Genomic DNA, 24,253 nt, shown 5'->3' on the forward strand with positions numbered 1-24,253 from the left:
CCAGTGTGACGTACCGTCAGCCGGCGTGGCGCCGGCGCCCGCTCTGCCGTCCCTGCACCGTCAGCACACCCACCAGCACCGCGATCAGCGCGGTGAGCACCAGGCTCACCGGTCCGAAGCCCCAGCCCAGACCGTGGTGGCTGCGGTCGGCGCCCATCCAGTCGGCGAACGAGGCGCCCAGCGGCCGGGTCAGGATGTAGGCGAGCCAGAAGGCGAGCACCGCGTTGAGCCGCAGCTTCCAGTGCGCCAGCGCGGGCAGCGTGATCGCGACGGCGAAGACCACGCCGGAGGAGAAGTAGCCGAAGCCGCCGGTGGAGGCCGTCAGGTCACCCACCGCCGTGCCCAGCGCGAAGGTGGCCAGCACGGCCGCCCAGTAGAAGAACTCGCGCTTGGGCGTGCACACGCTGTGGATCGACAGCGTCCCCTCGCTCTTGCGCCACCAGGCGAAGATCACCAGCAGTGCGACCAGGAAGCCCGGCGCCGAGACGAGGTACGGCACCCCGAACCCGACGTGCAGCACATCGGCCGCCATCGTCCCGAAGACGCTCACCATGGTGACCGCCAGCCAGTACACCCACGGGACGTACCGCTTCGCCCGGAACTGCACGGCCAGCGCCGCCAGCAGCAGCACCCCGCCCAGCCCGACGGCCGGGATCGGATTCAGCGTGCGGACCAGGTAGTCCGAAGCGTCCTCGCCCATGCCGGTGGTGAGCACCTTGGTGACCCAGAACAGCGCCGTGACCTCGGGCACCTTGCTCAGCAGGCGCCCGGCGGTGGCGACCGGCTCGCTCGGCCGCAGTTGAGCAGTCGTCATGCGCCCTACCCTGCCAGGCCAAGCTGAAGACCAGCTGAAGATCTGGAAAGACCTCGGCCCCCGACCGCTTTCGCTGGTCAGGGGCCGGTCCGTGGCGGAGAACGTGGGATTCGAACCCACGGTGCGGGGTCACCGCACGACAGTTTTCAAGACTGTTCCCTTAGGCCGCTCGGGCAGTTCTCCAAGCGGAGGTCAGCCTAACGGGTCCACGAGGGTTCGGTGCACCGGTTCGTGGTGCGGGTGGGTCAGGAGTTCTGGTCGCCGGAGCGGCTGCCCAGGGTGACGGTGGTGTGGCCGGGAGTGCCGTTGCGGGTGTAGTCGACGTCGACCTTGTCGCCGGGGGCGTGCGTCCAGATGGCGCTGACCAGGGCCGGGCCGTTGTCGATGATCTCGCCGCCGAGCTTGGTGATCACGTCGCCGGGCTTGAGGCCGGCCTGGTCGGCCGGGCCGCCCGCGGTGACCGGTGCGGTGCCCTGGACCGGGGAGGTCATGATCTGCGCGCCGTCGCCGCTGTAGTCGTCGTTGCGCAGCACGCCGAGGGTCGCGTAGACCGGGGTGCCGGTGGTGATCAGCATCTGGGCCACCCGCTTGGCCTGGTTGATCGGGATCGCGAAGCCCAGTCCGATGCTGCCGGCCTGACCGCTGCCGCTGGAGTTGGACTGGATCGCCGAGTCGATCCCGACCACCTGGCCGCTCGCGTTGAGCAGCGGGCCGCCGGAGTTGCCCGGGTTGATCGAGGCGTCGGTCTGCAGCGCGTTCATGTAGGAGGTCTGGGTGCTGGCCTGGTCGCCGGAGGCGACCGGGCGGTTCTTGGCGCTGATGATGCCGGAGGTGACGGTGCTCTCCAGGTCGTACGGCGCGCCGATGGCGATCGCCGCGTCGCCGACCGCGACCTTGTCGGAGTCGCCCAGCGGGAGCGGGGTCAGCTTCTCGCTCGGCTGGGCGTCCAGCTTGATCACCGCGAGGTCGTAGCCCGAGGCCTTGCCGACCACCGAGGCCGGGTAGCTGTTGCCGTCCGAGAACTTGACGGTCAGCTTGCCACCGTTGGCCGCCGGGGCGACCACGTGGTTGTTGGTCAGGATGTGGCCCTGGGTGTCGAAGATGAACCCGGTGCCGGTACCGGACTCGGTGCTGCCCTCGGCCTTGATGGTGACGGTGCTCGGCAGCGCCGCGTTCGCGATGCCGGCCACCGAGTCGGGGGCCCGGTTGATCGCGGCGGTGTTGTCGGCGGTGGTGGTCGTGGTGCTGTTGCGGCTGTTGCCGCTGGTGACGGCCGAACCCGAGTTGCCGCCCTTGAGCGCGGCACCGGTCACGCCGCCCGCGATGCCCGCCACCAGGGCGACGGCGGCGATCAGCGCGACCAGGCTGCCCTTGCCCTTCTTGCGCGGCGCGGGCGCCGGCGCGAAGCCGCCGGGGTACTCGCCGGGGTAGCCGGGGCCACCCGGGTAGCCGGCACCGCCCGAGTAGTCCTGACCTGCGGTGTAGTCCGGACCTGCGGGGTAGCCCTGCTGGGGGGCCGACCAGCTGTCGCCGTGCGGGGTGCCGGTACCGAACGGGTGCGGCTCGCCCTGCGGGGCGGCGGCCGGCCCGCCGGGGGTGATCGGCGCTGCGCCCGCCACGGGAGCGGTGAGGGGGGCGACGGGCGGGGCGGCCGGGGCCGCGTACGGGTTGCGGGGCGGCTCGACCGCGGGGGTCGAGAGCACCGGCGGCGGCGCGTCCAGGTAGGACGGGGCCGGCGGCGCGTCGATGACGGTGGGCTCGGCGGCGGGTGCGGCCGCGGGGGCCTCCTCCGGCGCGGGCACCTTGTGCAGCGCCAGGGTCGGCTGGGCCGGCGCCACCGGCTGGCGGCCCGCGGGCTCGCTCGCGCTGTCGCTCACCACGGGAAGCTGCGCCGTCGGCTCGCTCGCTGTCGGAGTGTCACCGACCGTCGAAGTCCCCCCCGGCTCGCCGTGCCCGGTGGAGAGCTGCTCCCCCTGCGGACCGGTGGAACCACTCTCGTGCTCGGTGCTCACGGACGACCTCCATAGCTGACAGGGACGTTGGCCCCTAGTTTTTCCTATGCCCGATCTGGTTGCCGTAAGGGGCCGCCTGAAGAACTGGTAAGAATCCTTAGACAGACCGAACAGCCCCCGTTCGCCCTACTCGCGACACCCGGACGGCCTCCCCGACGGCGTCCCGCGATCCGGACGGTGCGCTGTCCCGCCTTGGCGTGAGCCGAGCCCCGGGCTACCCTGTCGCTTCTTAACATCGACACGCGGGAGCTTGGACCCACCAGGCTGAGAGTGCGCTGGTCGACCGTACGCCATGGCGATGACGCCGGTGCGGCCGAGGGAGCGCAGACCGCCGGAACCTGTCCGGGTAATGCCGGCGTAGGGAGTCTGTGCCATGACGGCTGATTCGCCTTCCCCTGCTTCGACCGCTCTGCTCGATCGGCCCGCGGACGGCGGCCGCGCCGAGGCGCCGCTGGTGCTGGACACCGCGCCGCCGCGCACCCTCGGCTTCAAGGACCAGTTCGCGCTCTGGGCGAACCTGGGGATCAGCCTGATCGGGTTCACCAGCGCCGCCACGGTGCTCGGGCAGCCCGGCAGCGAGCTCTCGTTCACCGCGGCGATGACCGCGATCGTGGCCGGCACCGTGATCGGCACCGCGATGCTGAGCGTGGCCTCGCTGATCGGCGCTCGGACCGGCGCACCGGCCATGGCCGTGCTGCGCGGGCTCTTCGGCACCCGGCTGTCGTACCTGCCGACCGTGCTGAACATCCTGCAGTGCGTGGGCTGGGGCGTCTACGAGCTGATCGTGATCTCCAGCGGCGCCCAGACGGTGGCCGGCACCCAGGGCTGGCGCTGGCTCTTCGTGGTGCTGGCCGGGGCGCTGACCACCGTGCTGACCATCTGGCCGCTCGGCTCGATCACCGCGCTGCGCAAGTACGTGGCGATCGCGGTGGGCGTCGCGATGGTCTACTTCACCGTGCAGTTGGGCCGGCAGGGCTGGCCGAACCCGGGGGCCGGCAACTGGACCGGCTTCCTCAGTGCGACCGACGCGATCATCGCGGTCTCGATCTCGTTCGTGCCGCTGGCCGCCGACTACACCCGGCACTCGCGCACCGGGCGCGCCGCCTTCCTGGGGACCTTCTCGGGCTACACCATCGCCCAGGTCTGGTGCTACGCGCTCGGCCTGATCGCGCTGCTCCAGTCGCACGGCAACGCCGACAACCTGCTGAACTCCTTCACCGGGGTGACGGCCGGCTGGGCCTTCCTGCTGGTCCTGGTGCTGCGCGAGGCGGACCAGTCGTTCGCCAACGTCTACTCGACCGCGATGTCGGTGCACAACCTGTTCCCGCGGGTCGACCGGCGGCTGCTGACCGGCGGGCTCGGCGTGCTGGTGACGGTGCTGGCGCTGCAGATCACCTCGTACACCAACGCGTACTACGCCTTCCTCGGGCTGATCGGCTCGGTCTTCGTGCCGCTGCTGGCGGTGCTGGCCGCCGACTACTTCCTCGGGCGCGGACGGCACGGCTGGGACCTCTCCCAGCAGGCGCCGGCCCGGCCGCTGATGCTGCTGCCCTGGGCGCTGGGCTTCTGCACCTACCAGTTCCTGGCCCCGACCCAGAACGCGGGGAAGTGGACGCACTTCTGGACGGACCTGCAGGGCTGGCTGCACTTCACCCCGCAGGAGTGGACCTCGGCCTCGCTCTTCTCCTTCCTGGTGGCCGGGCTGGCGACGCTGGGCCTGACCCGGCTGAGCCGTGCCGCCTGACCGGGTCGAGCCGTGCCGCCCGACCCGGCTGACCTGCGGAACCCGGTGTTCGGGCGGTCGTCGCGTCCGCGTCACCGGCTCGTTCTAGGGTGAGCCTGTGACGACTCCCGATCTCTGGACCGCCGACCCCGCCCACACCGCGCCGGCGGTCCAGGTGGTCGCCCACCGCGGCTCCTCCGCCGCACTGCCCGAGCACACCCTGGCGGCGTACCGGCGGGCGCTGGCCGAGGGGGCCGACGCGGTCGAGTGCGACGTGCGGCTGACCCGGGACCGGCAGCTGGTCTGCGTGCACGACCGGACCATCGCGCGGGTCTCGGACGGCGGCAGCAAGGTGGTCTCCACCCGCACTCTGGCGCAGCTCCAGGCGTACGACTTCGGCTCCTGGAAGCCGGACGCCGACGCGACGGCGGACGGGAGCGCGAGCGGCGCGGCGGCGGACCCCGAGCGGCGGTCGGTGCTGACCCTGGAGAGCCTGCTCGAGCTGGTCGCCGACTGCGGCCGGCGGGTGGACCTGGCGATCGAGACCAAGCACCCGGTGCGCTACCGGGGCGCGGTGGAGGCCGAGCTGGTGCGGATGCTGCGCCGGTTCGGGATCAGCGGGGCGATGGGCGGCGAGGGCGACCCCGACCGGCCGCACGCGCGGCTGATGAGCTTCTCCGGACTGGCGCTCGGGCGGCTGCGGACGGCTGCGCCGGAGTTCCCCCGGGTGTACCTCTTCGAGCACCCGGCGCTGCTGCGGGCGTGGCCGGGCGCGGGCCTGCCGGCCGGCGCGGTGATCGCCGGCCCCGGCATCGAACTGGTCCGCCGCAGGCCGGAACTGGTCACCAGGCTGCGCGCCGCCGGGCACCGGGTGCACGTCTGGACGGTGGACCGCCCCGAGGACGTCGCGCTCTGCCTGGAGCTCGGAGTGTCGGCGATCATCACCAACCGGCCCCGGGACGTGCTGAGCCAGCTGGGCCGCTGACCGCCCGCGCGGGGTGGCCGAGTTGGCGTACGCGGGCGCGAAACCGGGTGACGTGGTGGGCCCCGGCGGACGGAATCCACTCCCTCGATTGACGCAGCGTAAGCAGTTAATCACCTTTTGCGCACAGCGCGTTGCGGCACCATCGGCGACTTCACAATTGACGGACCACGAGCGAGTCAACCCGTTTCCGGCGCATTACCTCGGGGCATCCATCCCTCGGCAAACGCTGAAGGAGGTCCGGGGGTGGCGTTGATGGTGGCGCGTGAAGTGCCGACTTCATCGACCATGGCGGTGCCGCACGGCCCAGCCAGTGTGGGGGCCGCACGGCGCCGGCTGCGGCGTGATCTGGGTGCGCGCGAGGTGCCCGATACGGTCATCGATGACGCGGTTCTGATCCTTTCCGAACTGCTCAGCAATTCCTGCCGCTATGCGCGGCCGCTCGCGCCTTTGCTGGAACTCGCCGGGGGGGCGACCGAGGAATTCCCGCTGCATCCCACCGATTCGGCGAAGCCGGCGGACCGGACGGACTCCACCGCCGGGACGGCCGACGTCGAGGTGGAGATCGAGGTCGACATCGCGGTCGAGGAAGCCGCCGCGCTCGACGCGCTGCTGGTCGGCGCCGGTGCCCACCGGCGCCAGGCCCCGGCGCACGAGGTGCGCGAGGCGGCCGGACCGGCCGAGCAGCCCGGCGGGGTGCTGGTGCGCTGGCACGTGCACGGCGACGGCCTGCTGACCCTGGAGGTCACGGACGGCGGCGCCAGCACCAGGCCGCTGCCGGCCAGCCCCTCGCTCACCGCCAAGGGCGGGCGCGGCCTGAGCATCGTCGGGCAGCTGGCCGTGGAGTGGGGCGTGCGGGACGCGCCGGGCGAGGTGACGGTCTGGGCCGCGCTGGCGGCCTGGGACGACGAGCCGGCCCGCCGTTCGGCCTGACACCCGGGGCGGAACCCGCCGGGCAGGCTCGTCACGCGCTGCCTGTCCGTGCTCCGTGCTCCGCGCGCGAGCGCACGCGCGTCTGCCGTCACCGGCCCGGCGCCGCGGCGGGCCGGGCCGGAAATCTCAGTAGGCTGCCCCGGAGAACAGTGCCCATCACTCCCGGGAGAGCCGCACCATGGCCAAGAAGGCCGCCAAGAAGTCGTCCCAGCCGAGCCGCACCGCCGTGCCGGGCGGCACCGTCCCCGCCGTCGGCGCCCGCGAGGACTGCCCGTGCGGCTCGGGCCGCCGCTACAAGGCCTGCCACGGCCGGCAGGCCGCGCACGCCGTCCAGGAGCTGGTGCACCGCCCGTTCGAGGGACTGCCGGGTGAGGCCGACTGGGTGGCGCTGCGCGAGCTGGTGCCCGCCGCCACGGTGCCGCTGACGCTGGCCGCCGGCGTGACCGACGGCGCGTCGGGCGAGGTCCCGTCGGTCACCCTGGCCACCGTGCTGCCGCTGGCCTGGCCGGCCCTGCGCCGTCCGGACGGCTCGATCCTGCTCGGGCTGCAGACCCAGTCCTCCTCCGGCGACCTGAGCCGCGACCTGGCGGACGCGCTGACCGAGGCTCTGGTCACCGAGCCGGGCAACCCGGTGCCGACCCGCCGGGCCGCCGCCGAGGGCCCGCGGCTGCAGGACCTGCTCGACCCCACCGCGCCGTTCGTCCCGGCCGTGCACACCGGCTTCGAGTTCTGGCTGGAGGACGCCGAGGCCGCCACCGGCGAGGTCGCCGCCTCGCTGGAGCGGGCCAACGCCTCGGCGATCCCGACCGAGAAGCTGGGCAGCGTGGACAGCGCCTACTGGTGCGGCACGCCGGACAAGAACCACCTGCGCTGGGTGATGACCGTGCCCGAGGAGCAGCTGCTGGACGCGCTGGCCCGGCTCTCCGCCACCGGCGAGGCCTCGATCGGTGAGGGCACCCGGCTGGTCGGCTCGTTCCGCGCGCACGGGCTGACCGTGCCGGTCTGGGACCTGCCGGTGGCGATGTCGGCGGCCGACTGCGAGAAGCCGGCCGCGGCCTTCGCCGAGCGGCTGACCGGCGCGCTGAGCGTCACCGCGCCCCTGACGGCGGACGAGCGCCGGGCCCGCGCCAATCTGGTGAGTCGTCAGGTCACCCTGAACTGACCGGACATGGCGTATTGTGATCGCTTCTGATCACATGAATGTGACTCCAGTCACATTCACCCTCGGAAGTGCCGATTATCGGGGTCGGGTCGCGTCAGGAAATTGGCGGCGGCGCGAATCCTTGTTACTGTCTAAAACAGTCCGGCCGCTGGTGCATCCCCCGTCGCCAGCGGCCGGATCTTCCATATCGGCCGTCGTGTCGTTCCCGACGGCCTGTCAGTGGATCTCAACAGGGTCTCAACAGGGTCTCAGCAGGTCTTCGAGTGGGCCGTCAGTAGGCCAGTCGACTCCCGTCCGGTGCCGCGGATCCCGCCGCCACCAGCGCCTCCAGCAGGCTCGCCACCGGCGGCAGCCACACCCCGCCGCCCGGCCCCGGTACCGGTCGCCGCACCCAGCGCACCCCGGCGCCCTCCCGCAGCCTTCGGCCGGGGGTGCCCCCGTCGCCGACCCGCGAGGGCGGCAGCACCAGGAAGCCGCCGGGCCCGTGGTAGCGCACCGAGCTCGGCACCTCGCCGGGCGCCCCGCCCGAGCACAGGGTCCGCTCCTGGTCCACCAACAGCTCCGCCAACTCCGGGTAGGAGTACGGCGCGACGAGCAGCGCCCAACGGGTCGGGCCGGCCAGCACCGGGCCGGTGGGCAGCCGCAGCGCCGCCAGGTACTCCAGCAGCCGCCCGCCCGCCACCGCCGGCAGGCTGACCGCCGCCACCGCCCCGCCGGTCGCCACGATCACCGGCGCCTGCGGGCTGTGCCGCTCCCACCACCAACGCACCATCCGGGCATCGGTGGTGGCCGCCAGCAGGGACTGGTCGTGCGGGTGCGCGGCGGGCACCGCGCAGCGCGCGTCACCGCAGGAGCAGATCACCATCGGCTCACCCGCCACCGGTTCGCCCGGGCCCGGCTCACCGGGAACGCCCAGGTCCCCCAGGCCGCCGACCCGTTCGACCAGCACCGCGCCGGGCACCACCGGCCAGCGCCACCGCTCCGCGCAGGTCAGCGCCGCCTGGAGCAGCGCCTGCCGGGTCCTGCGGTGCCTGCTGGACAACTCCCGCGAGTCACGCATGGGCACTCGTTCCTCTCCGCGACCGGGTGGATCAAGACCGGGTGGACCGCCGGCGGACCGGCTCACGACCGACTGGTTCGACGGCTACTTGCTCGGCAGCCACCGAACCGGCTGAACAGCTGGCGCGGCCGGGGAGCCGCAGGATGTGCTCGGCGTCATGCGCGACGGGACGCCGACCCGGGCAGGCCTCGGGTGCGTCCCTGGAACGAGAATCCCTCATGCGACCAGATGGACGCCCTTCGGCGGCCTCTGGTTCCACCGTACGAGTGAGTGACATCTGGTCAGACCGGTTACCGGGCGGGGGGATCCCTACGCTCCGGGCAGGGTCCGGCAACCTCTGGACAGCTTCTGCCCGCTGACGGTGCCGTCCACGCACGGCGTAGAACCAGCCATCCGACGGGCCCCGATCCTGGACACGCCCGATCGTCCTGTGTAGAACGTCCTGTGTAGAAGTGGGGCATTGGAGTGGTTTGGCAGGCCTTTGTGCGGTATGGCCACAGCGCTGGGAGTCGCGACATGAGTGACAAGCGTCCGTCCGGCGCGGCCGGCACGAGTGGCGGCACGAGCGGTGGATCGTCGGACCCGGCCGAGAGCCCGGGGGGCGGAGACGGGCCGCCACCCTCGCTCGGCAGCCTCGCCACGCTGCTCGACCTGCCGCAACCCGCCGTCCCCGGAGCCCAGTCCAGCCGGGCCGCCGAGGCGCCGGGCGGATCGTCCGGCGACGCATCCGGCGAGCTGCCCGACCCACCGGCCGGCCGCGCGCTCGGCGTGCCGGCCGGTGAGGTGCCCGGCGAGCCGGGCAGCCTGCTGGACCAACTGCCGCCCCCGGAACGGCTCGCGGCGCTGGAGCAGCTGCACCGGCACACCGAGCGGCTGGCCAGGGCCCGCGGACTGGCCGCCACGCTGGCCACCCTGCTCGACTCCGGCGGCGACCTGCTCGGCGCCCGCCGCGCGCTGCTCGTCCCGGTGGCCAGGGAGGGCGGCGAGAGCCGGCCGCCCGCCGACCGGCCGACCCCAGCCGCCGACTCGCTGAGCCCAGCCGCTGTTCGCGGCCCGGCCGGAGCCGCCTGGCAGGACCACGCGGGCCACGGCCCGATGGTGGGCCTGGCGCTGGACCACTGCGCGATCGGCGCGTTGGAGACCGTCCCGGTCGACCACGGCCCGTTCGCCGGCCTGCTGCGCACCACCGGCCGCCCGCGCCAGCTGCTGCACCGCGACCTGACCGCCACGGTCCCCGAGGTGGCCCCCCGGTTCCGCGAGGTGGCCGCCGACCTCGGCCTCGGCGCCTGCTTCGCGCTGCCGGTCGCCACCGAACAGGACGGCCCGCTCGCCGCCGCCGTCTGGTTCTACCCGACCGCCGGCCAACCCACCGAGCTGCAACAGGAGTTGGCCCGCAGCTACCTCGCCTTCGCGGCCCCGCTGCTGGCCGGCCGGCTGGCCGCCGAGCGCGGCCGACGGGCCACCGAGGCACTGCGCCGCGGCCTGCTGCCCGACCACCTGCCCTACCTGCCCGGGCTGCGACTGGCCGCCCGCTGGCTGCCGGCCGGCCTGGAGCACGCGTCCGGCAGCGACTGGTACGACGCGATCGCGCTGCCGGACGGCTCGATCGGACTGACCGTCGGCTCGGTCTCCGGTGACGGGCCGGGCGCCGGTCCCGCCTCCGCCACCGGCGCGGCCAGCGCGATGGGCCGGCTGCGGGCCGCGCTGCGCGCCTACGCCGTGCTGGAGGGCGAGGACCCGGTGGCCGTGCTCGGCGACCTGGAGCTGCTGCTCAAGGCCTGCGAGCCGGCTCGCACCGCCACCGCCGTCTACGCCTGCCTCGACCCCGTGGAACGCCGGATCACCCTGGCCGGCGCGGGCCACTGCCCGCCGCTGCTGGTCACCCGCTACGGCGCCAACTTCGTCGAGACCTCGCTCTCCGCCCCGCTCGGCATGCTCAGCTGCTGGGAGGCCCCCGGCGTGGAGCTGAACGCCGAGCGCGGCGACCTGCTGCTGCTCTACACCGAGGGCCTGGCCCGCCGCTGCGGCGCCACCCTGCACGCCGGCCAGGCGCGGCTGCGCAAGGCCGCCGCCGACGCCCCGCGCGAGGTGCGGCACGACCCGGAGCGGCTCTGCGCGCACCTGCTGGACTGCTGCGCCGACGGCCCCGGCGAGGCCACCGACGACCTGGTGCTGCTCGCGGCGCGCTTCGAGTAGCGGGGCGGGCGGAGCCACCGGGGGGGGTGGCGCGGCAGGTCATCCGTACCATGGGAGCCACAGCCGCCCGGCACGTGTCGCGATCCGACACGCCGGGGCGGAGTGACTTGCGAGGAGGCGACGAGCGTGACCGAGGACCGCACCCCGGCAACGGCGGACAACCCCGAGGGGGCCGGCACCGAGGAGGAGTCGGTGGAGCAGCCGATCAAGGGTCGGAAGAACGGCCTGTACGGCGAGGTCTCCGACGAGCTGGCCGAGTCGATGAAGTCCGGCTGGGCCGACACCGAGCTGCGCGGGCTCGCCCCGATCGAGCAGGCCTCCCGGACCGCCGCCCGGCGCGCCGCGCTCTCGGCCGCCTTCCCCGGTCAGCGCCTGGTGATCCCGGCCGGCAACCTGCGGACCCGCGCCAACGACACCGAGTACTCCTTCCGCGCCGCCAGCGAGTACGTGCACCTGACCGGCGACCAGAGCGAGGACGCCGTGCTGGTCCTCGAGCCGCGTGCCGAGGGCGGCCACGACCAGGCCCTCTACCTGCTGCCGCGCTCCAACCGGGAGAACGGCGAGTTCTGGCTGGACGGCCAGGGCGAGCTCTGGGTCGGCCGCCGCAACAGCCTGACCGAGGCCGCGCAGCTGCTCGGCCTGCCCACCCGGGACGTGCGCAAGGTCGCCGAGGAGCTCGCTGCGGCCGACGCCTCGGTCCCCACCCGGATCGTGCGCGGCTACGACGCGACCCTGGAGGCCGCGGTCACCAGCACCGAGGAGGGCGACGAGGAGCTGAGGGTCTTCCTCAGCGGCCTGCGGGTGGTCAAGGACGACTGGGAGATCGGACAGCTGCGCGCCGCCTGCACCGCCACGGTCAACGGATTCACCGACGTGGTGCGGGAGTTGAGCCAGGCCGTGGCCACCTCCGAGCGCTGGATCGAGGGCACCTTCTGGCGCCGCGCCCGGGTCGAGGGCAACGACGTCGGCTACGGCTCGATCGCCGCCGCCGGCCCGCACGCCACCACCCTGCACTGGGTCCGCAACGACGGCGAGGTCCGCCCCGGCGAACTGCTGCTGCTGGACGCCGGCGTGGAGACCACCACCCTCTACACCGCCGACGTCACCCGCACGCTGCCGATCAGCGGGACCTTCTCGCCGCTGCAGCGCAAGATCTACGACGCCGTGTACGAGGCCCAGGAGGCCGGCATCGCGGCCGTCAAGCCGGGCGCCCGGTTCCGTGACTTCCACGACGCCGCCCAGCGCGTGCTGGCCGAGCACCTGCTCGCCTGGGGCCTGCTGGACGCCTCGCTCTACGACGTCGAGAAGGTCCTGGAACTGGGCCTGCAGCGCCGCTGGACCCTGCACGGCACCGGCCACATGCTCGGCCTGGACGTGCACGACTGCGCCCACGCACGCCGCGAGTCCTACGTGGAGGCGCTGCTGGAGCCGGGCGTCTGCCTGACCGTGGAGCCCGGCCTGTACTTCCAGCAGGACGACCTGACGGTGCCGCAGGAGTACCGGGGCATCGGGGTGCGGATCGAGGACGACATCCTGGTGACCGCCGACGGCAACGAGAACCTCTCCGCCGCGCTGCCGCGCACGGCGGACGCGGTGGAGGCCTGGATGGCTTCGCTGAGCGGCTGATCCGGCCGGGAACGACCTGCGTGGGGCCCGCACCGGCCGACCGGTGCGGGCCCCACGCGTATCTCGCCGGGGTCGACCGGGTCCGGGGTGAAACGGCAGCTCCGGGTCAGCCGCGCGCCAGGGTCGAGCCGCTTCTTGCAGCGTCGGTCACCGATCGGTCGGCGGCGCTCGGCCGGGCCCGGAGATGATCCTCCGTCAGCCGGCCGCGCACTACACTCGCAAGCGGTTTCGCCACGTGCACAGGGGGGTCCATGACCGAGCGAGGGACATCGCGGCCGGTGGACGTGGCGATCGGGCGGCGCCCCGAGCCGGTGCACACCGTGGGGGTGTACGTCTTCGACGGGATGGCGCCGTTCGAGCTCGGGGTGGTGGTGGAGGTCTTCGGGCTGGCCCGGCCCGAGCTGGCGGGGCTGCTGGCCGCGCCCTGGTACGGGCTCAAGGTGTGCGCGGACCGGCCCGGGACGCCGCTCGAGGCGGTCGGCGGGTTCTCGCTGACGGCGCGGCACGGGCTGGCGGAGCTGGCGGCGGCCGACACGGTGATCGTGATCGGGGTGGCCAACGCGTTCAGCGGGGAGGTCTCACCGGAGCTGGTCGCCGCGGTGCGCACGGCGCACGAGCGCGGGGCCCGGATCGTCTCGATCTGCTCGGGTGCCTTCGCGCTGGCCGCCGCCGGGCTGTTGGACGGCCGGGAGGCCACCACCCACTGGCGGTACGCCGAGCTGCTGCAGCAGCGGTACCCGGCGGTGCGGGTCAAGCCGGACGTGCTCTACGTGGACCACGGCGACCTGCTGACCAGCGCCGGCAGCGCGGCCGGCATCGACCTCTGCCTGCACCTGGTGCGCACCGACCACGGCGCCAAGGTGGCCAACACGGTGGCCCGGCGGTTCGTGGTGTCGCCGCACCGGGACGGCGGGCAGGCGCAGTTCATCGAGGCCGCGGTCCAGCCGGTGGCCGAGCAGGAGGACGGGATCGCGCGCAGCATGCGGTGGGCGCTGGACCACCTCGGCTCACCGCTGACCGTCTCGCTGCTGGCCCGGGCGGCCCGGATGTCCGACCGTTCGTACCTGCGGCACTTCACCGCGCGCAACGGGAGCAGCCCGATGCGCTGGGTGATCACCCAGCGCATCGCGGCCAGCCTGCCGCTGCTGGAGTCGCTGGACGGGAGGGTGGAGGAGATCGCCGCGGCGGTCGGCTTCGAGAGCGCGGCGACCTACCGGCACCACTTCAGCCGCACCATGCGCACCTCGCCGACCGCCTACCGGCGCTCCTTCGGCACCGGGGCGGCCTAGGGCGCGGCTCGGGATCCGGGCCTCAGCAGACCAGGCCGAGGTCGGCGGGGGTGGCGGTCTTCGGGTCGACGGGGCGGCGGCCCTCGGTCGGCCAGCCCTCGCGGATCCAGTACTCCAGGCCGCCGATCATCTCCTTGACCTCGCGACCGAGCGCGGCGAGCTTCATCGCGCCTTTGGTGGAGCCGTTGCAGGCCGGGCCCCAGCAGTAGACCACCAGCAGGCCCGGGGGCAGCTCGGCGACCCGCTCGGGGGTGATCTCGGCCAGCGGGAGGCTGATCGCGCCGGGCAGGTGGGTCCTGCGGTGGGCGCCCTCGATCCGGACGTCGACGATGGTGAAGTCCTGCCTGCCGTCGCGCAGCGCGTACCAGACGTCGGCCGGGTCGGCCTGGCAGCCGAGGCGCTCGGCGAAGAAGGCGAAGGCGCGCTCCGGCGCGAGGGCCGGGATCTCGGTGACGGGCGAGGTGGCGGGCGAGGTGGCGGCCGTGGTCGTGGCGGCGGCGGTCATCGTCGACTCCTTGGCGGTGGGGGATTACCGGGCTGTGGGAAGATCCTCCGCCCCGGGCCCCGGCCACCGACAGTGGCGCGGACGACTACGACCGCCAAGATCCCGCCAGTGCCGTCGGTCGCCTCAGTACCCCGCGCGGGTACGGCTCGGTTCAGCCACCCATGGTGGCGGGGGTACGGACCTCGCCGCCGGTCTGCCGCGGGATGGTGCCCCGGCTCTTGGCCCGGCGCCCACCGCTGCCCCGGCTCCCGCCGCCGCGGGCACTGCCACGGCCCCGGCGCGGCTTCTTGGTCGGCCAGAGCAGCACGTAGGCGGTGGAGATCACCACGAAGGCCAGCCGGATCATGCCCTTGGTCGAGTCCGAGGGGATCAGCAGCGTGCCGCCGTACAGCGAAGCCAGCGCGATCCAGCTCCACCAGGGCACCAGGCGGCGCTGGCCGACCGCGTCCCAGAGCAGGGTGCCGAGCAGGATCGAGGCCGTGTAGTACGTGTACACGCTCGGGTCCAGCAGGATCCGGGCGTTCGCGCCGACCAGCACCACGGCCGGCCAGCGCCCGCGCCGCACCGCCAGGGTGCCCAGGCCCATCCCGACGGCGAACTGCGCGGGGCGGTCCCACCAGGGAGTGGACGGGTCGGAGACGCCCAGCCAGCGCAGCGAGGAGGCCGGCTGGTTGGGGATGGTGAACTTGGCGGCCGACAGCGAGCCCAGGTTGCTCAGGTAGAACGGCAGCCAGGCGATCGCGATCAGCCCGACGCACCAGAGGAAGGAGCGCTTCCAGTCCGGCCGGGGCAGCGCCAGGATCAGCGGGAGGAAGGAGATCGCCCACGGCTTGGAGTCCACCGCCAGCGCCAGGTAGATGCCCACGGCGGCGGGTTTGTTCCGGACCAGCGCGTGCACGGCGAGCATGGTGAAGAAGAGCGCCAGCACGTCGTCCATGTGCGCGAAGCGGACCGAGACCTCCACCCACATCGGGATGAAGGCCAGGCCCGCGATCAGGATCCGCTGCTGGAGCCGACGGTGGTTGGTGCCGGTGCCCCGGTAGTACCAGGCGGCGGTGCGGCCGACCAGGACCAGCATGATCAGGCCGAGGACGGACATCGTCCCCTCGGCCAGCACCTGGCCGATGTGGGCCGGGAACGGCGCGAAGAGCCGGGCGGCTGCCAGGCTCACCGGGCCGATCTGGAGCTCCGGGTGGTGCGCGTACAGGGCGAGACCGCCGCCCTCGCCGCCGCTGAAGAGCAGTTGCTCGCCCTGGCGCAGGTAATGCCAGGAGAACCCGCCACTGGGCTCGACCATCAGGAACCAGATGACCGTCCAAGCGACCAGGAGCACGTGGTGTCTGCGGACAGGCAGGCTTGCGATTCGGCCGGTATCCGACCCGTAGTCGCTCGCACTGTTGTCCGCGCTCGCTCCGCGCACCTCTGTTCCTCTTCCCCGCACCGGCCCCCTCGGCCGGACATCCTATGCGATCAGATGGAACAGCCCGTTGGCTGTGACATCACCCACAGCGAGCCCCGAACCGGCCGGAGCGGCCGCTCGACCGGGTCCGGGGGCGCTCACGGCCGGTCCGTTCAACGGACTCAGCAGGTCAGGCGTGCCGTGCGCCACCCCTGCGGCGACGCAGCAGAACCAGGGTGCCGACCCCGGCGGCGAGCACCGAAGCACCCGCGACGGCGATCGGCGTGGCATCGCCGCCACCGCCGGTGAAGGCCAGGCTCTTCTCGTCCGCCGCCTCGACGGCCTTGGCCTGCTGCACCCCGGCGGCCGCGATCGGCACGGCGGCGGCCTGCGGCGACTGCACCGGGAACGGGGTGACCGTGTTGCCCGAGGCCGACGAGGAGGACGCGGAGGACGCGGCCGACGAGGAGGAGGGCGACGAGTGCGAGGCGGACGGGGTGCCGCCCCCGGCGGACGCCGAGCTGGACGGGCTGCCGGTCGAGCTGCCCGACGGGCTGCCGCTCGGGCTCGGCGAGCCCGTGGCGGCCGAGGAGCTCGCCGACGGGCTGCCGGTCGGGTGGCCGTCCCCGGGCGGCAGCACGCAGAAGTAGGACGGCGTGCTCGCGGACAGCACACCGGGCTGGTCGGGTGCGGCGTCCACCGGCAACCAGTACGCGATGAACTGCGCGAAGGCCGGCCCGGTCGGGCTGCCGTCCGGCAGCCCGAGCCGCACCTTGATCGAGACCGACTTGCCCGCCTTGACGAAGATCAGCGCGCTCGGCGCCGGCACCCCGGTCCCGTCCACCGGACCGAGCAGCCGGACGTCGTTCATGAAGGTCGGGATGGTGCTCTCGGCCCAGTCCTGGCGACTCTTCTGGTAGTCCAGCAGCAGCGTGGTGTTGTCGAGCTTGCCTGCCTGGTCGTTCACCTTGACCGCCGGGTAGAAGACCAGGTCACCGGCCGAGCGGTTGGTCAGCTCGACGCTGAAGGTGGTCGGCTGCCCGCCGGCGGTGATCTCGTTCGGCAGCCCCTCGACCCGCAGCCCGGGCCGGACCGCGTCCGGCACCGCCTGGTCGAGCTGTACCTGCCGCGCCCCGGACGCGCCGGCCGAGACCGCGGGCACCGGGCTGGTCACCGGCGTGCCGGGCGCCGCGAACACGGCGGGGGCTCCGGCCAGCACGGCCGAGCAGGCCAGCGCGCCGATCGCGGCCAGGGCGAGAGAACGATGCATGGGCGTACGCACCTCATCATCAAGAGCCGCGCCCATGGAGATCCCTGGGCCCGCGGGGAAGTCCGACGGAGAATACCGGACGAACTCGCAAGCGTGGGCCCAGGGTTCGGCTCCCAGTGCAGAATTCCCGAGCTGCGCCCCGCATTCACCCCGAACGTTCAGCCGGCTGCCCGCTCGACTCCACCCTCACCCCACCGAGCTGTTGTAGCTGTCGATGGCCGGCTGGATCGCCTTCGCCGCGTCGGCCAGCGCCTGCTGCGCCGACTTCGAGCCGCTGATCGTCTGCTCCAGCGCCGTCTCCACGCCCTTGCGGGCCTGCGGCATCACACCCAGCAGGCAGCCCGCGTTGGCCGCGCTCGGCCTGGTCGCGTTCAACTCGTCGATCGCGGTCCGGAACTGCGGGTTCTTCGCCACCCAGGCCTGGTCGGCCGGCTCGGCCAGGGCCTTGCTGTTGACCGGGAAGTAGCCGGTACCCGCGTGCCAAGTGGCCTGCTGCGCCGGGTCGCTGAGGAACTTGACGAACTCCCAGGCCGCACGCTGCTCGGCGGCCGAGTGCCCGGGACCGTCGATCCAGAGCGAGGCACCGCCGATCGCCGGACCGCCCGGGTCACTCGCGTCGATCTTCGGGTAGGGCGCGGCTGCCACGCTGAACTTGGCCGCCTGGGTGTAGGCGCCCAGCACGCCGGTCGACTCCAGGTTCATCGCGATCCGGCCCGACTTGAACGCGGCCTGCGCGTCCGCCGTGACCGGTCCGAGGTCCACCGCGTAGCCACCCTTGACCAGGTCCGCCCACCACTGCAACACCTGCGCGCCCTGCGCGTCGTCGTAGACCACCTTGCCGGCCTTGCCGTCCCGCCCGTTGCCCTGGTCGCAGTAGAGGGTGCCGGACTCGGCGAGCAGCTCCTCGACGAACCAGCCGTAGATCGCGGCGCCGAAACCGTACTGGGTGGTCTGGCCACTCGCGTTCTTGACGGTCAGTTTCCGCGCGTCGTCCGCGAGTTCGGCCAGCGTCCGGGGCGGCCGGCTCGGGTCGAGCCCGGCCGCCTTGAAGGCGTCCGCGTTGAGGTAGAGCAGGGGCATCGAGGAGTTGAACGGCATCGAGACGAGTTTGCCGCCGGCCGTGTAGTAGTTGCGGATCCCCGGTTCGAGGTCGGCGAGCGAGTAGCCGTCCTTGTCGGCGAAGGCCTGGGTCGGGATGGTCTGCTGAGAGTCGATCATGAACCGGGTGCCGATGTCGTAGACCTGCATCAGCGAGGGGGTGGCCTTCTGCTGCACCGCGGCCTTGTACTTGGCGATCGCGTCGTCATAGGTGCCCTGGAACAGCGCCGTGACCTCGATCTTGCCCTGGTGCGCCTGGTTGAAGGCCGCGATCAGGCTGTTCAGCACGGCGGCGTTCTGGCCGGTCATCGAGTGCCAGAAGGTCACCGTGGTGACGCCTTTGGCGTCCTGGAGGGCCTGCGCCCCCGGCGCCGCGGCCGAGCCGCCGCCCCCGGAGCCAGCGGAGCCGGCCGAACCCGAGGAACTGCACGCGGTCAGGGCCAGGCCCGCCACCACGGTCGCTACCAGCAGCTTGCGCACGTCGCTTCTCCTTCTGACGGACGTTCTGACGATCGTTCAGCGGACCGCGCCCGCGGTCAGCCCACGGACGATGAAGCGCTGCCCGAAGACCACCAGGGCCAGCGTCGGCAGCAGCGAGAGCAGCACGCCGGCCAGGATCAGCCCGGGGGCGGCCGAGTCCGCGACGCGCAGGCTGCTCAGCCCGATCTGCAGGGTCTGCATCTGCGCGGTGCGGGTGATGATCAGCGGCCAGAAGTACTGGTTCCAGGCCGACAGGAAGACGTAGACGGCGATCGCCGCGAGCGAGGGCTTGTTGAGCGGCACCAGGATCCGCCACAGGAACCGCCAGTGCCCGGCCCCGTCGATCCGGGCGGCGTCGCGCAGCTCGGCCGGGAACTGGCGGAAGGACTGCCGCAGCATGAAGGTGCCGAAGCCGGAGGCCAGGAAGGGCAGGACCAGCCCGAAGTAGGTGTTGCCGAGCCCCCACCCCGAGATGGTCAGGTAGTTGGGGATGATCACGGCCTCCCACGGCACCATCAGGGTGGCCAGGAAGATCCCGAACACGGCCGCCGGCCGGCGCAGCGGCAGGAAGACCAGCGCGTAGGCCGCCAGGATCGAGGTGAGCAGTTGGGCGGCGGTGATCACGCCCGCCACCACCGCCGAGTTGAGGTACTGCCGCAGCAGCGGCACCGAGCGGGCCGCGGCGCCGAAGTTCGCCGTCGTCAGGTGGTGCGGGATCAGCGCCGGCGGATACGTGGCCAGGTCGGCGGGTGTCATGAAGGCACCCACCACCGCGTAGTAGACCGGGAAGAGCACGGTGCCGGCGGCCAGGGCGAGCACCAGGTGGACGGCCAGCCGGCCGAGGGTTCGCCTCACGAGTAGTGCACCCTCCGTTCGACCAGCCCGAACTGCACGGCGGTGCAGGCAAGCACGACCACCAGCAGCACCACGGCCTGCGCGCTGGCCGCGCCGAAGTCGCTGGAGCCGTAGGCGAAGGCCTTCTCGTAGACCGAGTAGACGAGGGTGCGGGTGGCGCCGTCCGGGCCGCCCTGGGTCAGGATGTTGATCTGGCCGAAGCTCTGCAGCGCGTTGATGGTGGAGACCACCACCAGGAAGAAGAGGTGCGGCCCGAGCAGCGGCACCGTCACCGAGCGGGCCAGCCGCCAGCCGCTCGCGCCGTCCAGCCGGGCCGCCTCGGTGATCTCGGGAGCGATCGAGCCGATCCCGGCCGAGAGCACCAGCACGTTGTAGCCGAGGTTCAGCCAGATGGTGGCCAGGGCCACCGAGAGCAGCGCGTGGTGCCGGTCGGTCAGCCACGGCACCGGGCCCGAACCCAGGTGCGACAGCAGGCCGTTGAGCACGCCGGTGGCCGGGTTGTAGAAGACGCCGAAGACCACCGCGGCGCTCGCCACCGAGAAGGCGAAGGGCAGCGCGAAGGCCGAGCGGAGCACCCGCACCCCCCGGATCCGGCTCTCCAGCAGCAGCACCAGCAGCAGCGCGCCGATCACCCCGGGGACCACGGTGAGCAGGACGAACAGGGCGGTGGTGGCCAGCGTGCGGCCGAACTCGGCGGAGCCGAGGAGATCGGTGTAGTGCCGCAGTCCGACATAGCGCGAGGGGGCGCCGAAGAGGTCGTTGGCGTGGGCACTCAGGTAGAACGTGCGGTAGAGCGGGTAGCCGAGGAAGACGGCGAAGACGGCGAGCGAGGGCAACAGGAAGGCCCAGGCCAGGGCACGTTCCCCCAGCCGTGCGGCGGGCGCGGTGGTTGACGGCGGTCTCGGCATGCCCAATCCCCCTCCAGGATGCGCGGGCAGACCCTGACGGTCTCGCGCCGAGATGACTCCCGGGCGGCCGCTGGGCGACGCTCATGTGTCATGCCCACCACCAGTCTCCCCCGAACCTTCCGCCCCGGGTCCTGGCGAACCCGGGGCGGAAGATCGGAATCTGACGCTTGATCAGGAGGCCAGCGCCTGCGCCTGCTTCACCAGCCGGTCGGCCTGCGCCGTCAGGTCACGCGCCTGGTCGTGGCCGAGCCGCTGGTGACCGAAGGCCACCTGGTCCAGCAACTGGGCGATCTGCCCGGCCAGCTTGTCCCGCTGGTCGCCCAGCGCGGTCAGCTTCGCGCTGCTCGCCTGGTACCGGCTGTCACCCGGGCTGGTGGACTCGATGCCCTTGGTCGAAGCCTGCAGCGTGGCGGTGGCGAACCGGCCGACACCCGCGTCCAGTTGCTTGTAGGCCGCGGCCAGCCGCTGGTAGTCCTGACCGGCCTTGACCAGGTTGTGCGGCAGCGCCCAGCGGTTGAGGAACTCGGTCAGCACCCGCCCGTCGTGGGTGTACGGGTCGGAGAGTCCGAGCAGCGCCAGCATGGTGGGCCGGATGTCGGTGTGGTCGGACCAGACCGCGTCGGTCACTCCGAGGTTGCGCACGCCGGGACCGACCAGGCCCAGCCAGGTGGTGTTGATGTCCGGCGAGAAGTCACCGTGGTTCCAGGCGTACGCCGGGCCGAGCGCGACGCAGGAGGCGGCGGTGGCGCAGCTGCTGCCGCCCGCGTAGACGTAGTAGTCCGGGTTGGCGAAAGAGGTGAAGGTCGGTGTCCGCAGCGGGTCACCGGTCTGCATGTGCAGGATCTTCTGCTCCGCCTGGTCGGCCAGGTAGTTGGAGACGGTGTCGGTCTTGCCGGTGATCGGGTTGACCGCCGTCACCTTGGACCAGGCCTGCTCGAACTGCCGGGTGACCGGGGCGTTCGGGCTCGGATTGCCGTTCAGGTAGAAGTTCGGCGCGGAGTCCGCGTGCACCTGGAACGGGGTGGTGACGCCCTGCTGGGTGGCCAGCAGGCCACGGGCGTTGGCGTTGACCTCGCCGATCTGGCTGTAGCTGCACGGGATCTCGACCCCGTCGCAGTTCGCCGGGGTGGGCCGGCCGCCCACGAAGTGGTCGTTCTCGTCCGCGGTCACCACGAAGAGGGTGTTGTCCGCGTTGAGGCCGTCCTGGTGGATCCGCTGGAAGAAGTTGGCGAAGGCGGTGTCATAGGACTTCAACTGCGCCGTGTAGCCGGGGTCCCCCGGGCCGAACGCGCCGGCGCCGGCGCCGTGCTGGTCGTGCGCGTCGGAGATGTAGCCGTAGGTGACCGGGACGCCGGACTCCTGCATCTGGGCCACGTAGCCGAGCGAGTTGTCGGCCGTCATCGCGTCGAAACCGGGGAAGCCCGGGTTGCCGTTCGGGTCGGTGATCGGCTTGCCCGCGGTGCTCTTCACCACGCCGTTCGCGCTGATCGCCGGGTCCACGCTCTTGGCGCCGAACAGCGCCTGGTAGTTCTGGTAGCCGCCCGGCTCGTCCGGCAGCGGGTCGGCGCTGGCGCCGCCCTTGGCGCAGAGCGCCGACTGCTGCGCGCAGTGGATGCCGATGCCGACGTAGTCCGCCTGCGCCTTGGCCGGGTCGTCCTTCGCCTCGGCGGCCTGCGGGGAGTTCGCGCCGAACACCTTGTTGATGTCGACGTTGGTGTTCTCCAGGACGGTGTTGGCCATCGAGACCGAGCCGAAGTCGCAGCCGGCCTTGGTGTACGCGGCCCATGGCGCCGGCGCCATCTTGCCGTCCTGGCCGACCATGGTGGGCGCGGAGTCGGACGGCGTCGGCACCGAGGAGTCGGCCACGCCGTCGGTCCAGTAGGCGAAGCTGCTGGCCGAGTTGGTGGTGCCGTTCGGGTTGTAGTAGCGGTACGAGTTGGAGACCGCCTGGCCCTGCCGGTCGCCGTACAGACCGGTGATCGAGGTCAGGATGTCGTCCCCGGTGTGGGCGATCAGCGGCGTGTGGTGGTTGTCGTCCACCGTGCCGTTGCTCTCCAGGAAGTCGAGCAGGTGGGGCATCTGCTCGAGGTCGGAGGGCACGTTGGGGTTGTCCCGGCTGAAGTGCACGTTGTCGAACTGCAGGTAGATCACGTGCTGCACATCGCGTCCGTCGGACGAGATCTGGCAGCTGCTCTGGCCGGGGCGATGGTGGTCGGGCGCGGCGGACGCCGCTCCCGCGGACATCATCCCGAGCCCCAGCCCGGCCGCGAGCGACAGGGCCAGCACCTTGCTCTTGCGCATCCTGCTCCCTCTCTGGGCGCGATCGCGCGCCCGCGACGGAACGCGCGTAGATCGCCGTCCGGGGAGCACAGCGGTGCCCCCCGTCGTGCGTGCCACAGGCTGCCACAGCGGCCCTGAACGCAACAGGAGGCAGGAGCTGTCCGATGGTGAAGTCGTAGTGAACTGGCGAAGGGTCGCCGGCGGCTGACTGATTCTCAGCTGTTCGCGAAGACGGCTCTGGCCGGCCACTCGGACTGCGGGCGGTCCGCGTAGAGGTGGAGCAGGTCGTGGTAGATCGGGTCCAGCCGCAGCCCGTGGTCGATCAGCCCGAGCCGCCCGGCCACCGAGCGGGATCCGGGGTTGTCGGGGTGGATCCAGGCGAAGACCGGCAGCTGCGGGGTGTGCTGCCGGGCGGCGGCGAGCGCCGCCCGGCTCAGCTCGGTCGCGTAGCCCTTGCCCTGGTGGGCGGGCGCCAGCCGGTAGTAGAGGTTCCAGTGGGCGCGCGCCACCTGGGTCTGCACGCCGCCGATGCCGACCACCGGACCCGAGCCGCCGGCGCTCTCACCGCCGGCGCCGCCCGGGCCGCGCAGCCGCACCGTCCAGTAGCTGAGCCCGTCGGCCCAGCCCTCCACCGCCCGCTCGATCCACTCCCGGGTCTGCCCGATCTCGGTGTGCCGTCCCTGCGGCCGGTGCCGCCAGACCTCGGGGTCGGAGTTGATCGCGAAGAGCGGCTCCAGGTCGTCGAGGCCGACGGCCCGCAGTTCGAGCCGCTCGGTGCGGACGGTGCGCAGCGGTTCGGTGATCTCGGTGATCTCGGTCATCCTCGGAGCGTAGGCCCGGCGCGGCGCGGCCGACCTGCCGGGGTCAGGCCGTTTCGCGTAGTGTCGCCGGCGCTTGACCCTCACACCGTGTCAGGGTCATCGGAGGCACTGCCAGAGGGGCACGCCGGTGCGACCCCCTGGTCACGGGCCGGTCGAGCCGAGGATCTCCGCCACGAGTCGGCGCGCGTACGCGGCGTCGAGTCCGTCCGGACGGAAGAGGATGCGGTACATCATGGGCCCGACGACGCGGTCGATGACCGTCTCGACGTCGGGCGTCTTCTCCCCACGTTCAGCTGCTCGGGTGAGGATGAAGTCGATCTGGTCGGCGGCGTAGGCCGAGCACTGGCCGGCGTTGCTGCCGTCCGGGTCGCCGAGCAGGGCATCGCGGATGTAGGAGCGACCGGCGGGATGGGCCATCTCGTCGAGGAACTGCTCGGCCCAGGCCGTCAGGTCGGATGCCAGGGCACCGTGGTCCCCCGGCGCGGTATCGGGCCGCAGACGCTTGACCGCTACGTCCGACAACAGCTCCTGCAGGTCCCCCCAGCGGCGGTAGACCGTCGACGGCGTCACACCCGCACGCTGGGCGACCAGCGGCACCGTCAGGGCGTCCCGGCCCACCTCCGACGCGAGTTCGTGTACGGCGGCGTGGACCGACGCCTGGACCCGGGCGCTGCGCCCACCAGGGCGCACCATCTGCCTGCTCATAGAACCCACCTTAAAGCAAAATCATTGCGTCTAGCGAACCCAACCTCCGGGCGACGAACCGGCCACTCGTTCGACGACCTTCTCGCCACGAGCCGTGTACGCACCGCCACCTCGTGCATGCCTGCGAGGAGCGGC

General features: G+C 72.5%; 19 protein-coding genes, 1 tRNA gene and 1 riboswitch. Of the genes, 7 read left to right on the top strand and 13 right to left on the bottom strand.

The features are described 5' to 3' along the window. Positions 1–16: 16 nt before the first annotated feature. The 3 genes from P3T41_RS18775 to P3T41_RS18785 all read right to left on the bottom strand — a co-directional run bounded on the left by P3T41_RS18775 (position 17) and on the right by P3T41_RS18785 (position 2,826). Complete coding sequence (locus tag P3T41_RS18775) at positions 17–814, bottom strand: hypothetical protein (RefSeq protein WP_280691078.1); 798 nt, start codon at positions 812–814, stop codon at positions 17–19. A gap of 92 nt (positions 815–906) precedes the next feature. After that, positions 907–997 (bottom strand) — tRNA-Ser (locus tag P3T41_RS18780). 62 nt (positions 998–1,059) lie between these two features. Beyond that, on the bottom strand, positions 1,060–2,826 hold the full coding sequence (locus tag P3T41_RS18785; RefSeq protein ID WP_348533670.1) for a trypsin-like peptidase domain-containing protein: 1,767 nt from the start codon (positions 2,824–2,826) through the stop codon (positions 1,060–1,062). A 232-nt stretch (positions 2,827–3,058) separates the two neighbouring features. After that, positions 3,059–3,205: riboswitch (TPP riboswitch) on the top strand. On the opposite strand from P3T41_RS18785, the gene P3T41_RS18790 reads away from it, so the two are divergent. The 4 genes from P3T41_RS18790 (at position 3,200) to P3T41_RS18805 (ending at position 7,626) form a co-directional block, all read left to right on the top strand. Further along, a complete protein-coding gene (locus tag P3T41_RS18790; protein ID WP_280691079.1) occupies positions 3,200–4,570 on the top strand; it encodes a cytosine permease in 1,371 nt (456 codons plus the stop codon). It overlaps the preceding riboswitch by 6 nt. A 97-nt stretch (positions 4,571–4,667) precedes the next feature. Next, positions 4,668–5,534 carry a glycerophosphodiester phosphodiesterase family protein gene (locus P3T41_RS18795; protein WP_280691080.1) on the top strand — a complete coding sequence of 289 codons (867 nt, stop codon included), beginning with the start codon at positions 4,668–4,670 and terminating at the stop codon, positions 5,532–5,534. Positions 5,535–5,894: 360 nt separating this feature from the next. Then, the gene (locus P3T41_RS18800; RefSeq protein ID WP_280691081.1) at positions 5,895–6,464 is read left to right on the top strand and encodes an ATP-binding protein; all 570 of its coding nucleotides are present in this window, start codon (positions 5,895–5,897) and stop codon (positions 6,462–6,464) included. A gap of 178 nt (positions 6,465–6,642) precedes the next feature. After that, complete coding sequence (locus P3T41_RS18805; protein WP_280691082.1) at positions 6,643–7,626, top strand: DUF5926 family protein; 984 nt, start codon at positions 6,643–6,645, stop codon at positions 7,624–7,626. Positions 7,627–7,897: 271 nt separating this feature from the next. On the opposite strand, the gene P3T41_RS18810 is transcribed toward P3T41_RS18805, so the two are convergent. Then, positions 7,898–8,686: a bifunctional DNA primase/polymerase gene (locus tag P3T41_RS18810; RefSeq protein WP_280691084.1), complete on the bottom strand. Its 789-nt coding sequence runs from the start codon at positions 8,684–8,686 to the stop codon at positions 7,898–7,900. A 516-nt stretch (positions 8,687–9,202) separates the two neighbouring features. Here P3T41_RS18810 and P3T41_RS18815 point away from each other — a divergent pair. The 3 genes from P3T41_RS18815 (at position 9,203) to P3T41_RS18825 (ending at position 13,797) form a co-directional block, all read left to right on the top strand. Continuing rightward, entirely contained in the window at positions 9,203–10,882 is a 1,680-nt protein-coding gene (locus P3T41_RS18815; protein ID WP_280691085.1) for a PP2C family protein-serine/threonine phosphatase, read from the top strand. Positions 10,883–11,008: 126 nt separating this feature from the next. Continuing rightward, positions 11,009–12,508 (top strand): aminopeptidase P family protein, encoded by a 1,500-nt coding sequence (locus P3T41_RS18820; RefSeq protein WP_280691086.1) that lies wholly within the window; start codon positions 11,009–11,011, stop codon positions 12,506–12,508. Positions 12,509–12,759: 251 nt separating this feature from the next. Beyond that, positions 12,760–13,797 (top strand): DJ-1/PfpI family protein, encoded by a 1,038-nt coding sequence (locus P3T41_RS18825; RefSeq protein ID WP_280691087.1) that lies wholly within the window; start codon positions 12,760–12,762, stop codon positions 13,795–13,797. A gap of 22 nt (positions 13,798–13,819) precedes the next feature. Here P3T41_RS18825 and P3T41_RS18830 read toward each other — a convergent pair whose 3' ends face one another. The 9 genes from P3T41_RS18830 to P3T41_RS18870 all read right to left on the bottom strand — a co-directional run bounded on the left by P3T41_RS18830 (position 13,820) and on the right by P3T41_RS18870 (position 24,118). Beyond that, entirely contained in the window at positions 13,820–14,302 is a 483-nt protein-coding gene (locus P3T41_RS18830) for a rhodanese-like domain-containing protein (protein WP_280691088.1), read from the bottom strand. Positions 14,303–14,453: 151 nt separating this feature from the next. Next, positions 14,454–15,599: a hypothetical protein gene (locus P3T41_RS18835; protein WP_280691124.1), complete on the bottom strand. Its 1,146-nt coding sequence runs from the start codon at positions 15,597–15,599 to the stop codon at positions 14,454–14,456. 292 nt (positions 15,600–15,891) lie between these two features. Next, entirely contained in the window at positions 15,892–16,971 is a 1,080-nt protein-coding gene (locus P3T41_RS18840) for a hypothetical protein (RefSeq protein ID WP_280691089.1), read from the bottom strand. A gap of 186 nt (positions 16,972–17,157) precedes the next feature. Beyond that, positions 17,158–18,549 carry an ABC transporter substrate-binding protein gene (locus P3T41_RS18845; RefSeq protein WP_280691090.1) on the bottom strand — a complete coding sequence of 464 codons (1,392 nt, stop codon included), beginning with the start codon at positions 18,547–18,549 and terminating at the stop codon, positions 17,158–17,160. Between the two features lie 36 nt (positions 18,550–18,585). After that, complete coding sequence (locus P3T41_RS18850) at positions 18,586–19,404, bottom strand: carbohydrate ABC transporter permease (protein WP_280691091.1); 819 nt, start codon at positions 19,402–19,404, stop codon at positions 18,586–18,588. Then, positions 19,401–20,312, bottom strand: coding sequence for a sugar ABC transporter permease (locus P3T41_RS18855; protein WP_280691093.1), 912 nt, complete (start codon positions 20,310–20,312; stop codon positions 19,401–19,403). Before P3T41_RS18855 ends, P3T41_RS18850 begins: the two co-directional genes overlap by 4 nt. A 171-nt stretch (positions 20,313–20,483) precedes the next feature. After that, on the bottom strand, positions 20,484–22,613 hold the full coding sequence (locus P3T41_RS18860) for a hypothetical protein (protein ID WP_280691094.1): 2,130 nt from the start codon (positions 22,611–22,613) through the stop codon (positions 20,484–20,486). A 194-nt stretch (positions 22,614–22,807) separates the two neighbouring features. After that, positions 22,808–23,413: a GNAT family N-acetyltransferase gene (locus P3T41_RS18865; RefSeq protein WP_280691096.1), complete on the bottom strand. Its 606-nt coding sequence runs from the start codon at positions 23,411–23,413 to the stop codon at positions 22,808–22,810. A 141-nt stretch (positions 23,414–23,554) separates the two neighbouring features. After that, positions 23,555–24,118 carry a TetR/AcrR family transcriptional regulator gene (locus P3T41_RS18870; RefSeq protein ID WP_280691097.1) on the bottom strand — a complete coding sequence of 188 codons (564 nt, stop codon included), beginning with the start codon at positions 24,116–24,118 and terminating at the stop codon, positions 23,555–23,557. Positions 24,119–24,253: the final 135 nt, after the last annotated feature.

The organism is Kitasatospora sp. GAS204B (assembly GCF_029892155.1).
Taxonomy (GTDB): Bacteria; Actinomycetota; Actinomycetes; order Streptomycetales; family Streptomycetaceae; genus Kitasatospora.